Raw genomic sequence first — 13,707 nt, forward strand, 5'->3', positions numbered from 1 at the left:
GGGAGAGGGGGTCGGCGGCGGGGCCGGCGGGGAGGTGGGCGGCTGCTGGACCGGCGGCGAAGTGGGCGGGGACGTGGGGGGCGTGCTGGGCTGGCACCGCTCGCAGATGACGATGCAGACGCATTCGGCGTCCGACGCCGCGCACGCGGTGCTGCCCTCGTAGTGGGCCCCGAGGGTGTGCCGCCCCTCAGCGAGGTCGTCGGTGACAAGGCTGGCGGTTCCGTCCGCGTCGAGCGAGGCGGAGCCGATGTCCTGACCGTTGTCGGTGAACGTGACGGTTCCCGTCGGCGTGCCGGCCGTGCAGGTCACCGCGGCCGTGAGGGTGGCCGGGTCGCCGGCGTAGGGCTGTTCCGGACTGGCCGTCAGAGTCGTCGTGGTCCGCTCGGCCCGCATGACGGCGAGGCCGTGATCGCTACCGGTGGCGACGGTGCTTGGGCCGGGGCCTTGGAACGGCGCCGCACCGTCAGTGGTGGAGCTACCGCCGTCCTCACCCTGGTTGAACGTTTCTTCATTCAATTGTTCGACATCATCCTGTCCTGACACGAGGACGTTGCCCCCGGCCGCCGCAGCGGGCGCCGCCGCGGCCATGGCCGGCGAAACCATCGCCAGCCCGATGGCCGCCATCACGGCGGCACCACGCAATGCGGTGGATCTCGCCGAGGGGAAATGCCACCGGAATTCGCGCCCGTGACGGCTTCTGATAGAAAAAGGCACTACAGCCCTTCCTGGGAATACGGAAAACGGTCGGAAAGGCATCGGATAATCGACGCCTTGCTCAGCGCATTCGGTCTACCAGACCGCAAGCTCATATCCGCCGAATGAACGGCCGGTAGACCCAACCGGGTGATCGGCCCGCCGCCATCCGGGTCTACGTTGAGAGAGCACGCTCGAGGCGGGTGCGTACAGAGGTCATGCACGCACCCGCCGCCGTATCCGTATTCCGCAGGGCGTTCAGCTGTTACGGCGTGGTGATGGCCGGCTGGGGCGCGGTCGGCATGCCGTTGCCGATGAAGACGGCGGCCTTGAGGGGCTCGGGCAGGATGCGGTGCTCCAGCGCTGTGCGCTTGGTGGCTGCGTCGCCGTCAGAGGCACGCCGTATGACACGAGCGGCGAGTCCCTTTACATGTGGGATCTCAGATTCCGTGGCCACATCTCACGACCGGTGGCCACCTGGCGGCCATTCGGCCACAATCCTGGATGCCGTAGGCCGGCAGCCGGGCAGGAAGACCCCGGCTGCCCGCCCGCCCGGATGGGTGTGTCAGACCACGGCGAGCCGGTCCACCAGTAGTTCCACCCTCCGCTCGGCGTCCCCCGGCGGCAGCCGTCCCGCCCGGGTCAGGGTCGCCAGCCCGTGCAGGGCCGCCCAGAACACCTCGGTGAACAGCCCAGGGTGGACGCCGTCCCCGGCGACCTCGCCAAGGCTCTCCAGCAGGGCGGCGAAGGCGTCCTTCAGCGGCTCCGGGGTGTCCTCCTTCGCGAACGCCAGGCCGCCGTCGAGCTGGAACATGGCGTCGTAGACCGCCGGGTTGCGTTCGGCGAAGTCGAGGTAGGCGCGGGCGAGGGCGGTGACCCGGGCGCGCGGGCCGTCCGCGGCGGAGGCCGCGGCCCGCAGCGCAGCGGCCATCTCGGTGGCGCCCTCGAGGGCAACGGCGCCGATGATCTCGCGCTTGCCGCGGAAATGGCTGTAGAGGACGGGCTGGCTGTACTCGATGCGCTCGGCGAGCCGGCGGGTGGTGACCGCGTCCCAGCCCTGGTGCTCGGCGAGTTCGCGGGCCGTTGCCACGATGAGGCGCTCGCGGACCGCCCGTTCACGCTCCTTGCGTTCCTGTACCGACATGACTCGATCCTAGCATCGCTAGACAAGCGAGCGGCAGCAGCGCTAGCGTTGCGTCATCATCTAGCAACGCTAGATTCCCAGGAGGGGTAGCCATGCTCAACGCACTCGAGGTCGTCACCACCGTGGTCGTCGGCGTGATGGTGGGGGTGGAGTTCTCCGTCGCCTTCGTCATCAACCCGATCCTCAACGCACTCCCCGGTGACAGTGGCCAACTCGGCCGCGCCCACGGGGGCCGGATGCTCGGCGCCGTGATGCCGGTCTGGTACATCACCTCGCTCGTCCTCGTCGCGGTCTGGGCCATCGCCGGATGGCACCACCACGGCACCGGCCTCGTCGTCACCGCCGGCGCGCTGCTGACCCTCAGCGTGATCATGTCGCTTCTGCTGCTCGTCCCGATCAACAACCGGGGCAAGACGTGGACCCCCGACAACCGGCCCGAGGACTGGAAGGAGCAGATGAACCGCTGGGACCGCTTCCACTACGTCCGCGTCGCCGTCATCATCGCCGCCTTCGCCCTGCTGGTCGCCGCCCTCGCCTGAGCCCGCGGGCCGAGACCGCGCAAGTGGCGCACGTCCCCCTACTCCGCGGGCGGTAGCGGGCCACCGAAATCCCGCTTCCTCCGTGGGGCGCGCCAGCTGGTCTTCGACCTGATGAGCACCCCCGACGGGTGACTCACGTGCACCGAAAGACGTTGGGACTGTTCAACCACTACGACCTCGGCAGCAAGCAGCCGCTCGTCGGCCGCACCGCCCCCGACTTCCGCTTCGAGGGCGGCACCCGCCTGGGCAACCCCTGGACCATGTGCAGCGAGGACGGGCTGGAGCAGACGCTTGCCTTCTTCAACAGCGGCCCGAGCGACCAGTAGACACCCCACTCGCCCTTGGAACTCAGCATCGGCACAGGGGATTTGACCTCGCCCTTGAGACGAGAACCGCTTGGCAACGGTGAGACGGATCAAGGAACGAGAAGCTCACAGCCATCCGGGCATACAGCTGCTGCTCAGATCCCACAGCCAGCCTACGAGTCAGCGGGAGAGCCAGCGCACAGATTCATCGTCACGAAACCGCCACCTTGCCCACACACTTCAAACACATGACTTTTACAGTCATCCCTCCGCAACACCCGCAACACCCAGGGGGAAGACCATGACCAGCCCGTATCACCAGCCGCCGATGCCGCAGCCCGTCAGGCCCGCGCCGAAGTGGGCCCGCAAGCGGTACGTGCTGCCCGCGCTCGGCCTCGAACTGCAGCGGGGCCCGCGCCGCCGGAGCTGCTCCAGTACACCGCGGCGAGCCCGGCTACGGCAGCCACCTCGACCGCGACGGTGACGGCGTCGGCTGCGACAGCTGACAGCCCTGCGCCTGCCTCCACAGGGAACCTGTGAGGCGGGCGCTGGGCCGGTGTGACACGGATCACTGTCAGGAGTGTCACCTTCCGCTTAGCGTGTCCGGGCGGCCCGCGGTCGGCGACCTTTCGGGTGTGGGAAAGCCCCGCCCGGCGGGCCGCACCAAACGATGCGCGCCCCCGCAGCCGACAGGCCGCGGGGGCGTTCGCATGCTCAGGCTCACCAATGCCCTGTCGGGCTCACTCGAAGCCGTACCGCCGCGCCGACTCCTCCTCCTGGGCCAGCCGGTGGAGGGACTGCAGCATGGGCTCGACGAGGATCGCTCCCAGGACCGCGGCCTCGACCTTCTCGGCCTCCGACGGGTGGGTCTCAACGAAGTCCAGGTCGAGGGCGGCCGCCTGGTGCATCAACCGGGCGTAGGACACCAGTAGTCCGGCATCCCAGTCGTAGCCGAGCCGTCGGAACGTGGCCACCGCGACCACCAGTGAACGGTAGGCGGGAGAGATGGTGATCAGGGCTCGGGCGTTCGACCATCCCAGTGTCTCCAGCAGCCGGTCCACCTCGCGGCGGGCGGCCTGCAGGTACTCGTCCTCCGTGTCCGGTTCGGGGACCTGCGGCAACGCCCACAGGGCCGCGCCCAGCCGGATCGTACGGCCGAGGGAGTCGTCGTCGACGTGTCCGAGCACTTCCCGGACCGTCGCCACCGGCACGCGGCCGACCTGGATCATCGCGCGCACCAGACGCAGTCGGCGCAGATGGTCCTCGTCGTACTCGGCCGTGGTCGCGTTGACCTGGCGGCCGGGCGCCAACAGCCCTTCGCGCAGGTAGTACTTGATCGTCGCGATGGACACGCCACTGCGCTCGCTCAACTCGGCCAGCCGCATCTCTTGCGCCTCTCCTTGGTAAGTGCCACTATCCAAGCACCGCTCAAGAAGGATAGTGCCGCTATCCGATCAGGAGATCCGGGGGTCGCTCATATTCGCGAAGCCGATTCCGGGCCGCACCACCGCCGCAGCAGAAGGTGATGCGGTGGTCCTGCTGATCGGCATGCGTATCAATCACTTCTGGGCGGTGCAACAGTGGCTGCCGGTCATGCTGTCGATGTTTCGCATGCTTGGGGAGCTTGCCAAAGACAGCAGCCGGCGGCTGCTGGGGCGGATCCTGCTCACCGCCTCGCCCCGGACGTACTACGTGGTCCAGTACTGGGAGTCCAAGGAGAAGCTCTACGCGTACGCGGCCTCGCCCGACATGTTCCACCACAAGGTGTGGGCGATCACCAACCGCATGGAGTGTGCGGGCAGGGTGCGCCAGCACGTGGGGCTGTGGCGCGAGGCCTACATCGTGCCCGAGGCCTCGTACGAGTCGATCTACCTCGACATGCCGCCTTTCGGCCTCGCGGCAGCCACGGGGGTGCTGCCGATCGAGAGCCGCGGACGGCGGGCCGCGGACAGGTTCAGCACCGCTCGTCCGGGTCGCGCTCGTCCGGGTCGCGCTCGTCCGGGGCGACCGAGAAGGCCGGCTGAGTCGGGGGAACGGGGGGTACGAGGAGGGCCTGCCAGGGCATTGAGGCAGGCCCTCCTCGTACGGCGGCACCCGGTCCGGGCTACTTGTGGGTCTTGTCGTAGGCGGCCTGGTAGATCTGGAGGAAGCGCTTCAGTCCGAGCTGGTCGAGCTGGCTGACGTACGAGTCCCAGTCGGAGTCCAGGGACTTCTTCCCGGTGATGAACTGCACGGCGCTCTGCTACACGAACGTGCCGATGTTCGTCTGCAGCGTGGCGAGTTCCCGTGCCTGCGACGGTTCGACCCACGCCTCCCCGTAGGGGAACACCTGGGACATGTCCGCGTGCGGCTCGTAGAGCTTGGTGGCTTCGAAGAGCCGGCGCTCGTAGCCGTCCGGCGACTTGATGTCCTTGGCCACCGCCTGCCTGTTGCGGAACTCCGCGGTGTGGTTGTATTGCGCTACCGGGCCCCAGTTGCCGTTGGTCGTGGACTTGGTCTTGTACAGCGGCTTCAGGCTCTCGTCGAGTGCGACGTCCTTCGGGCCGGGCTTGACCCAGCCCTTGCCCGCCGGGCCGAGATGGCCGTTGAGCGTACCCTCCTGGCTGAAGATGTAGTTCAGCATCTTGATGGCCTGGATCTGCTCGGTCGCTGAGGCCTTGGTGGTGAGGACGAAGGTGGCACCCGGCGCGGACGGGGAGTTGTAGGTCGCGTAGCTCTTGCCGTCCGGTCCGGTCAGCGGCGGCAGGGCATCGATGTCCTTGTCGCGGCCGTCCTTCTGGCTTTGTGTCCAGGCGAGGCTCGGGTGCATGACGGTGGCCGAGCCGAGGATCGCGCTGCCCGCGTTGTCGCCCAGCCTCTTCAGGGCGTCATTGTTCTGGGTGAAGGCGCTGCTGTCGATCAGGCCCTCGTCGTAGAGGGACTTGATGTACCGCAGGCCCTCGCGCCAGCCGGCCTTGTTGGCCTGGATGTCTGCCTTGCCGTGGTTGAGGACGAGGGTGGGATTGGTGTCGGCGGTGGCGGTGCCGAAGGGGGTGAAGATGAACGGGTTCATCAGGAACGGGATGATCGTGTCGCCCGTGTCGCCGCTCAGCGGCACCTCGTCGGCCTTGCCGTTGCCGTTGGGGTCCTTGGTCTTGAAGGCGCGCAGCACCTCGCGGAACTCTTCGGTCGTCTTCGGCGTCTTGAGGCCGAGCTTCTTCAGCCAGGCGGTGTCGATCCACATCTTGGCCGGATACGAGCAGTGGTAGCAGTCGACCCACTGCGGCATCCCGTAGATCTTGCCGTCGGGTGCGGTGGCCATCCGCTTGTACGCGGGTTCGGCGGCGAACGCCTTCTTGATGTTGGGGCCGTATTGGTCGATCAGCTGGTTCAGGGGCTGGATGACGCCCTGGTCGGAGAGCTTGAGGAGCTCGGTCTGGGTGAACTGGTCGATCCAGGGGATCAACAGGTAGAGGTCGGGGAGGTCGCCGCTGGCCAGCGATATCTGGCGCTTCTCCTTGGCGGCGGCGCCGTCCCAGGTCGTCGTCTGCCAGTTGATGGTGATGTTGAACTTCTGCTTGATCAGCTGGGTGAATTTGTTCGTCTTGAGGTTGGCGCCGCCGCCCTGGGGTGCGAAAACGTTGAGGGTCACCGGCGGGTTTCCGGTGATCGTAGGGAGCGGCTTGGAGGTGTCGGTGGTGTCGGACGAGCCGCTGGTGCAGGCCGCCAAAGTCGCGAGCAGCGTCCCGACGGCCGCCGTCCTGGCGAGCAGGCGTGAGCGAGGCATGGAGAGGTCCCTTCTGATGGCGTGCTGGTGACGGGTGATGCGAAGTGGGGGGGGCGGATTCAGCCCTTGATCGCGCCGATCATGATTCCCTTGGTGAAGTACCGTGCGACGAAGGGATAGATGAGCAGCACCGGCACGCTCGCGATGACGATCAGGGAGTACTTGAGCAGGTCGGCGAGCTGCTGGCGCTCCAGCATCAGCGAGGCGTCCGTCACGTTGCTGGTGTTGAGGATGAGGATGTTCCGCAGGACCAGCTGGATCGGGTAGAGGTCGGCGTCCTTGAGGTACAGCAGGGCGTCGAAGTAGGAGTTCCACTGGGCGATGGCGTACATCAGCGCCACCACCGCGAGCATCGGCTTGGCCAGCGGCAGGACGACCTTCCACAGGAAGCGCAGGTCTCCGCAGCCGTCGAGCTGGGCGGCCTCGTACAGCTCGTCGGGGATCATCGTCCGGAAGTAGGTACTGGCGATGACGACCTGCCAGACGCCGATGGCCTGCGGGACGATCAGAGACCAGCGGGTGTTGAGCAGGCCGAGCTCCTGCACCACCAGGTAGGTGGGGATGAGGCCGCCGGAGAAGAGCATGGTGAAGACGACCACGCCCATCAGCGGGCCCCTGCCGAACAGGTCCTTGCGGGACAGAGGGTAGGCGAGGGCGACGGTGAGGGTGACGCTGACGAGCGTGCCGACGACGGTGTAGAACAGCGAGTTCAGGAACCCGGTGATGATCTGCGGGTCGCGAAGAGCGACTTCGTAGCCGCGCAGTGAGAAGTCCACCGGCCAGAACAACACCCGGCCGGAGTTGACCGCGACCGGGTCGCTGAAGGAGCTGGCGACGATGTTCAGCAACGGCAGCAGGACGACGGCGAGGAAGGTGCAAAGCAGGAGGTAGGTGCAGAACAGGAACATCCGGTCGACCCGGGTCTCATGGACGCGCCGGGGCTCCCGCCTGCGGCGCAGCGACGGGCGTGCCGAGCCCCGGCCGCCATCTGCTCCCGGCGGCGTCGGGTGCTCGCGGATCTCCGGCGCGGCTACCGCTGTGATCTCTGGATGGCTCATGACCAGACCCCGCTTCCGGTGAGCCGCTTGGCGACGAAGTTGACGAAGACCAGCAGGGCCAGGTTGACCACCGAGTTGAGGAGCCCGATGGCGGTCGCCTGGCTGAAGTCGGCGTTGAGCAGGCCGGTCTTGTAGACGTAGGTGGCGATGATCTCGGAGGCGCTGAGATTCAAGGGGTTCTGCAGCAGGAAGGCCTTCTCGAACCCGACCGCCATGATGTTGCCGACGGCCAGGACAAGGATGATCACGGCGGTCGGCATGATGCTGGGCAGGTCGACGTGCCAGATCTTCTGCAGCCGCGACGCCCCGTCCACCCGAGCCGCCTCATACAGCGACTGGTCGACACCGGACAGCGCCGCCAGGTAGATCACGGCCGAGTAGCCCGCGGTCTGCCAGATGTCCGACCAGACGTAGATGTGCCGGAAGTAGTCCGGGTCCCCCAACAGGTCCACCTTGTCGACCCCGAAGAACCCGGTGACATGGCTGAGGAGGCCCAGTTTGGGAGAGAGGATCATGATCGTCATTGAGACGACGACCACCGTGGAGATGAAGTAGGGCGCGTAGGTCACCATCTGCACGGTGCGCTTGAAGAACCCCTGCCGGATCTCGTTCAGCGCCAGCGCCAGGATGATGGGGATCGGGAAGCCGGCGAGCACGGCGTAGAACGACAGCAGGAAGGTGTTCTTCACCAGCTGCCAGAAGACCGGGTTGTCGAAGATCGCCTGGAAGTTCTGCAGTCCCACCCACTGACTGCCCCAGACGCCCTTGACAACGTTGTAGTCCTTGAACGCGATGACCGCGTTGGTCATGGGGACGTACTTGAAGACCGCCAGGTGGACGAGCGGCACCAGCATCAGCAGGTACAGCGTCCAGTGCCGGGTGAGGCTGCGCCGTGCCCTGCGCCGCATGCTCACTCGGGGCACCCCACCGGCCATCCGTCCCCGTCCGCTGCCGGGCCTTCCTGTCGCGGCCGGTAGCCGGAAAGGTTTCACTGCACTGTTGTGGGACATCCCTACGCTCCCGGGGTGGGCCGACGAGAGTCGGCAGGGTGACGTGGTGGTCGGCATCGGACGGCGTGTCCGAGGTGTTCGAACCGGATGAAGTCCCGCGTCCTCCCCCGAGCGGTGAGCGCAGGGACGGCCGAGGCTGCAGGCCGCCAAGGCGGACGCGTCCGATCGCCGAGGCGCGGTGCGCGACCGCGTTCAGGCGAGCGGACATATACCCGAACTCGCATTCCTCTGCCTCCTTGCTGATGGGCCCTGCGGGCCGGCTGTCGGTGGAAGGCGGGTCGCGGCGGTCAGACGCGCGCGGATGCGCAGTCCCTGCATGCCGCCGTGGACGGCGAGGTCGCTGCCGGTGGTCGAACCGCAGCGCGGGCTTGCGAAATACGCGATGGCGGCAGCGACTTCGCCGGCGGTGACGAGGCGTCCCATGGGCTGACGGGCCCGATACCAGAGGCGCCGCCGGTGACCACCGTCCTGAGCCCCTCGAACTCGGGAGCGCTCATGCCGTGGCCTCCCCGTTCCACACCGGGCCGTCGGGGTAACGGTGGTCGGCCACCGAAGCCGGGTGCATTTCGGCACTGATGCCTGGGGCGGTCGGCGCGAGGTAGCGTCCGTCGCGGATCCGTACCGGGTCGGTGAAGTGCTCGTGCAGATGGTCGACGTACTCGATCACGCGGTTGTCGGTGGTGCCGCTGACGGCCACGTAGTCGAACATCGCCAGGTGCTGCACCATCTCGCACAGGCCGACTCCGCCGGCGTGCGGGCAGACCGGGACGCCGAACTTGGCGGCCAGCAGCAGTACGGCGATGTTCTCGGTGACGCCCGCGGTGCGGCTGGCGTCCAACTGCAGGATGTCGAGGGCGCCGGACTGGAGCAGCTGCTTGAACATCACCTGGTTGTGGACGTGTTCGCCGGTGGCGACTTTCACCGGGGCCAGCGCCCGCCGAATGGCGGCGTGTCCGAGGATGTCGTCGGGGGATGTGGGCTCTTCGATCCAGTACGGGTCGAAGGTGACGAGCGACTGTATCCAGTCGATCGCCTGGTGCACGCCCCATGCCTGGTTGGCGTCCACGGCGATCCTGATGTCGGGGCCGACCGCCTCGCGGGCCAGCCGCAAGCGGCGCTGGTCGTCCGCGCGGTCGGCGCCGACCTTCAGCTTGATCTGGCAGAAGCCCTCGGCAACCGCCTCCTTGGACAGGCGCACTAGTTTCTCGTCGTCGTAGCCCAGCCATCCGGGGGTCGTGGTGTATGCCGGATAGCCGTGCTGCAGCAGGAGCGCGGTGCGCTGACCGCGCCCGGGTTCGGCTCGACGGAGGATGTCCAGCGCCTCGTCGCGGCTGAGTGCGTCCTCGAGGTAGCGGAAGTCGACCAGGTCGACCAGCTGGTTCGGGGACAGTTCGGAGAGCAGCTGCCAGACGGGCTTGCCCTCACGGCGCCCGTGCAGGTCCCATACGGCGTTGACGATCGCGGCGGCGGCCATGTGGATGACGCCCTTCTCCGGGCCCAGCCAGCGCAGTTGACTGTCACGTGTCAGCCGTCGTGAGAACGCTCCCAGGTCACCCAGGACCTCTTCCACGGGCAGGCCGACGACCAGCGGGGCAAGGGCGCGTACGGCGGCGACCTGGACCTCGTTGCCGCGTCCCACGGTGAATGCGAGCCCATAGCCTTCGTCGCCGCCGCTCGTACGGATCATCACATACGCGGCCGAGTAGTTGGGTTCGGGGTTCAGCGCGTCGGAGCCGTCGAGTTCACGTGAGGTGGGGAACCGCACGTCGACCGCGTCGACCGCGCTGATCAGCTCGGTCATCGGGCCCGGCGCCCTCGGCTCGTGAAGCCCTGGAGAGGTCTCGAGGTCATGGCAAACCGCCCATCGTCACGTTTCAAGCAGATGTCCGCCCTGCAACAGCAGATGCTTAACATGGGATGGATTTATAGAGTCCGCCCGAACTCCTGTCCATACCTTGAACCCAAAGTGTTGCGGCGCAGCAGTGACCTGCCGCTATACCAAGCGCTCACAACTACCAAAGGAATGGCGGCCATCCCATGTCTCCCTCAGCCATGGGATGTCTTGCTACGCTGCCGCCTCCTGGGCTGACGAGCAGGGGGTAGCCACGCATGTCATGGGACAAAGCCATCGACCCCTTCAGGGATCTCATCCAGTCGGGTGAGCGCCTCCCGGGGCGAAACTGCCGCCCGAGCAGCAGCTCGCCGCCGAGCTGGGCCTGTCCCGCAATCTGATGTGGGAAGCGGTGAAGGCGCTGGTCGTGTCGAGGGTGCTGGAGATCCGGCGGGGCGATGGCACGTATGTGACCAGCCTCGAACCTCGAACCGGAACTGCTGCTGCGCGGCATCGGGTCCGCGGTGGAGTTGCTGCGCGGCGACACCCGGCTGGAACTCACGGAGGTCCCCGGTTGTTCGAGCCTGTTGCCACAGGGCTGGCCGCCACCCGCATCTCGGCCCAGGAGCTCGCCGAGGTGGAGCGGCACCTGGACGCGATGCGGGCGCCCCGCGACGAAGTGGAGCGGCTCAACGAGCATGACGCGGCGTTCCACCGGGCAATGATCGCGGCCACCGGCAACGCCACGCTCACCACCCTGCTGGAGGGGATCTCGAGCCGTACGCTTCCGCCCGCGTCTGGCGCGGTCTGGTCGACGACAACGCCGCCGACCGTACGGACCACCGCTCCGCGACCAGGTGCGGCCCGGCCGGACGGTGGCGATCTCGGCCTGCGATCGGGTTCGGCAACACGCCCCATCGCATCGAGCCCTTCCGCTCCGGACGGCTCAACTCCGAAACCGTGGCACGCACGGGAGAAAGGAAGGCCCGGAATGCCGGTGCACAGCATCCATGACACAGAGCCGGCCAGCCGCTGGGAGGACGCGTTCCTCTCCGGCAACGGCGAGTACGGAATCATGGTGTTCGGACACCCCCACCGGGAACGGATCGTCCACAACCACCACCGCTACGTGCTGCCCAACGGCTCGCTCGGCATGCGACCGCCGGCCGTCGCGGACCGCCTCGAGCACGTCCGCGACCTGCTCCTCGCCGGGGAACGGGAGCAGGCGCAGCGAGAGTTCTCCGACGGCAGGGAGATAGCCTGGACCCAGGCCTTCCACCCCGGTCATGTGCTCCACTTGGATGCGCCGACCGCCGGTCGGGTCGACCAGTACCGCCGCGTCACTGACTTCACCACCGGTGAGGTGCGGGTCACCTGGTCCGACGGGGACCAGCAGTGGGCGCGACGCGCCTTCGTGTCCCGTACGGACGCCGTCGCGGTGGTCGAGATGACCGGGCCACAGCTGGATGTCGACGTACGGCTCTCCGGTGATCTGCAAGGCCGTCCACCGGAGGTGGCTGTCACGACGTCCGCGCAGGCCAACGGCGGTGGCGAGGCGTCACTCGCGGTCGTGGGAACCTACCCCGCCGGGCTGGGCGCGGCGGGGTTCATCGGCGTGACCCGGGTCGTCGCCAGCGGCGGCCACGTCACCGTGGAAGGTGACGTGGCCCGTGTCCAGGGTGCGACGCGTGTGGTCCTGCTGACTCGGATGGACCGGTCGGCGGCTCCTCCCCGCCCGGATGCCCTGCAGGCGGCTCTGGCCGAACTTCCCGCCGACTACAGCGAGTTGCTCGCTCGCCACGCCGCCGTCCACGGAGCGCTGTACGCCCGGGCAGAACTCGACCTGGGCGTGCCCGAGAACGCCCGCCGTCTGCCGGTGCGCGAGCTCATCGCCCGAGCCGACGCCAAGGTGCTGGACGCCGCGCTGGTCGAGGCGATGTTCCACTCCGGCCGGTATCTGCTGCTCAGCTCCTGCGGGGTGCTCCCTCCGCGGCTCACGGGGTTGTGGCTGGGGGCCTGGGGCGCCGCCTGGTCCGGCGACTTCACCACCGACGCGAACATCAACCTGCAGATGGCAGGGGTGGTGACCACCGGCATGCCGGAACTCATGGACAGTTACACAGCTCTGATAAGCGGTCAGATCGAGGACTGGCGCACCAATGCCCGCACGATCTACGGAGCCCGCGGGGTGCTCGCGCCGAACCGGACCGACGGCGAGCACGGGATGCTGTTCCACCTCAACGACGAGTGGCCCTTCCCGATGTGGGTGGCCTCGACGGACTGGCTGCTGTTCCCGCTGTACGAGTACTGGCAGGCGACCGGGGACGACGACTTCCTCGCCCGGACGCTCGCCCCGTGGCTCGTCGAAGCCGCCGTCTTCTTCGAGGACGTCCTCACCCGTGAGGACAGCGAAGGGCACATCGTCATCGTCCCGTCCTACTCCCCCGAGGTCGGCCCGCGGGACGGGCGGGGCATGTCAGGCGTGAACGCCACCATGGACATCGCGGCGGCCCGGCACGCACTGACCACCGCTGCCGACGTCTGTGCGCACCTCGGCATCGAACAGGAAGCGACGAGCCGCTGGCTCGCCCTGGCCAAGCGGCTGCCGCCCTACCGCGTCGACGACCACGGTGCGCTCGCCGAGTGGGCATGGCCGGGACTGGAGACCGCCGAAAGCCACCGGCACGTCAGCCACCTCTACCCGGTGTGGCCGCTGCACGACATCACCCCGGACGACACCCCCGACCTGGCCGAGGCGGCCCGCGAAGCCCTGCTGCGGCGCGGCGACGAGAACCTCTCCGCGCACGGCAGCCTGCACCGGGCCCTGGCCGCCGCACGGCTGCAGGACAGCGAGACCGCCCGGGTCAACCTGCTGAAGATCCTCGGACGCAACATGGTCTTCCGGTCGCTGATGACCTCTCACAACCCTGATCTGGACATCTACAACGCGGACGCCGCCCACTGCCTACCCGCCGTTGTCGTCGAGATGCTGGTGGACTCCCGCCCGGGGATCGTGGAACTGCTTCCGGCGCTGCCCCCGGAGTGGACCAACGGCAGCCTGCGCGGCATCGCCACCCGCACCGGCGTGGCCCTCGACGAGCTCAGCTGGGACACGGAGGACGGAATGGTTCGCGCAGTTCTCACGTCGGCGGAGGAGCAGTCCATCACGCTCGTGTGCCGCGGCGCCCAGGACGCCGACGCCCGGAGGCAGCACGTCGATCTTCCAGCTCGCACCCCCGTCACCGTCATCGTCCGGCTGGCGTCCGACTCCACATCGGGCTGAGGCTAGGCGCCTGCGGCGACCCCCGCGGTAGCCGAAACCACCGGCGGCCGGTCCGGCTGCCGGTGGTTTCGGCTACAG

Annotated in this window: 12 protein-coding genes and 3 pseudogenes; 5 read left to right on the forward strand and 10 right to left on the reverse strand. The window is 67.9% G+C overall.

Features of this window, described 5'->3' with window-relative positions:
- From STSP_RS11670 to STSP_RS11680, 3 genes are all read right to left on the reverse strand, one after another.
- Positions 1-624, reverse strand: a 624-nt coding sequence (locus STSP_RS11670) for an Ig-like domain-containing protein (RefSeq protein ID WP_198547320.1), incomplete at its 3' end; no start/stop codon positions are given.
- A 334-nt stretch (positions 625-958) separates the two neighbouring features.
- Positions 959-1,150 carry a hypothetical protein gene (locus STSP_RS11675; protein WP_067275730.1) on the reverse strand — a complete coding sequence of 64 codons (192 nt, stop codon included), beginning with the start codon at positions 1,148-1,150 and terminating at the stop codon, positions 959-961.
- A 108-nt stretch (positions 1,151-1,258) separates the two neighbouring features.
- Positions 1,259-1,837: a TetR/AcrR family transcriptional regulator gene (locus tag STSP_RS11680; RefSeq protein ID WP_067275731.1), complete on the reverse strand. Its 579-nt coding sequence runs from the start codon at positions 1,835-1,837 to the stop codon at positions 1,259-1,261.
- Between the two features lie 92 nt (positions 1,838-1,929).
- Between STSP_RS11680 and STSP_RS11685 the strand changes: the two genes are divergently transcribed.
- The 3 genes and pseudogenes from STSP_RS11685 to STSP_RS36955 all read left to right on the forward strand — a co-directional run.
- A complete protein-coding gene (locus STSP_RS11685) occupies positions 1,930-2,376 on the forward strand; it encodes a DUF1772 domain-containing protein (protein WP_067275733.1) in 447 nt (148 codons plus the stop codon).
- A gap of 137 nt (positions 2,377-2,513) precedes the next feature.
- Entirely contained in the window at positions 2,514-2,702 is a 189-nt protein-coding gene (locus STSP_RS41165) for a hypothetical protein (RefSeq protein WP_067275734.1), read from the forward strand.
- 377 nt (positions 2,703-3,079) lie between these two features.
- Positions 3,080-3,187: pseudogene (locus STSP_RS36955) on the forward strand (excalibur calcium-binding domain-containing protein); the annotation flags it as partial.
- Between the two features lie 234 nt (positions 3,188-3,421).
- Here the strand turns inward: STSP_RS36955 and STSP_RS11695 are convergent.
- Positions 3,422-4,066 carry a MerR family transcriptional regulator gene (locus STSP_RS11695; RefSeq protein ID WP_067275736.1) on the reverse strand — a complete coding sequence of 215 codons (645 nt, stop codon included), beginning with the start codon at positions 4,064-4,066 and terminating at the stop codon, positions 3,422-3,424.
- 91 nt (positions 4,067-4,157) lie between these two features.
- Between STSP_RS11695 and STSP_RS36960 the strand changes: the two are divergent.
- Positions 4,158-4,640 (forward strand): annotated as a pseudogene (locus STSP_RS36960) (DUF4188 domain-containing protein); the annotation flags it as partial.
- A gap of 145 nt (positions 4,641-4,785) precedes the next feature.
- Here the strand turns inward: STSP_RS36960 and STSP_RS40790 are convergent.
- The 6 genes and pseudogenes from STSP_RS40790 to STSP_RS11715 all read right to left on the reverse strand — a co-directional run bounded on the left by STSP_RS40790 (position 4,786) and on the right by STSP_RS11715 (position 10,316).
- The gene (locus tag STSP_RS40790) at positions 4,786-4,914 is read right to left on the reverse strand and encodes a hypothetical protein (RefSeq protein WP_269801043.1); all 129 of its coding nucleotides are present in this window, start codon (positions 4,912-4,914) and stop codon (positions 4,786-4,788) included.
- 9 nt (positions 4,915-4,923) lie between these two features.
- Complete coding sequence (locus STSP_RS11700) at positions 4,924-6,447, reverse strand: type 2 periplasmic-binding domain-containing protein (protein ID WP_198547321.1); 1,524 nt, start codon at positions 6,445-6,447, stop codon at positions 4,924-4,926.
- Between the two features lie 59 nt (positions 6,448-6,506).
- Complete coding sequence (locus tag STSP_RS11705; protein WP_078067097.1) at positions 6,507-7,505, reverse strand: carbohydrate ABC transporter permease; 999 nt, start codon at positions 7,503-7,505, stop codon at positions 6,507-6,509.
- Positions 7,502-8,413: an ABC transporter permease gene (locus tag STSP_RS11710; protein WP_232789603.1), complete on the reverse strand. Its 912-nt coding sequence runs from the start codon at positions 8,411-8,413 to the stop codon at positions 7,502-7,504. The genes STSP_RS11705 and STSP_RS11710 overlap by 4 nt, the downstream gene beginning before the upstream one ends.
- Positions 8,414-8,812: 399 nt before the next feature.
- A pseudogene (locus STSP_RS41170) lies at positions 8,813-8,956 on the reverse strand (SDR family oxidoreductase); the annotation flags it as partial.
- 52 nt (positions 8,957-9,008) lie between these two features.
- Entirely contained in the window at positions 9,009-10,316 is a 1,308-nt protein-coding gene (locus tag STSP_RS11715) for an enolase C-terminal domain-like protein (protein WP_067275739.1), read from the reverse strand.
- Between the two features lie 604 nt (positions 10,317-10,920).
- Here STSP_RS11715 and STSP_RS11720 point away from each other — a divergent pair.
- Positions 10,921-13,629: a glycosyl hydrolase family 95 catalytic domain-containing protein gene (locus STSP_RS11720; protein WP_232789604.1), complete on the forward strand. Its 2,709-nt coding sequence runs from the start codon at positions 10,921-10,923 to the stop codon at positions 13,627-13,629.
- Positions 13,630-13,707: the final 78 nt, after the last annotated feature.

The organism is Streptomyces jeddahensis, from assembly GCF_001642995.1.
Lineage (GTDB): Bacteria > Actinomycetota > Actinomycetes > Streptomycetales > Streptomycetaceae > Streptomyces > Streptomyces jeddahensis.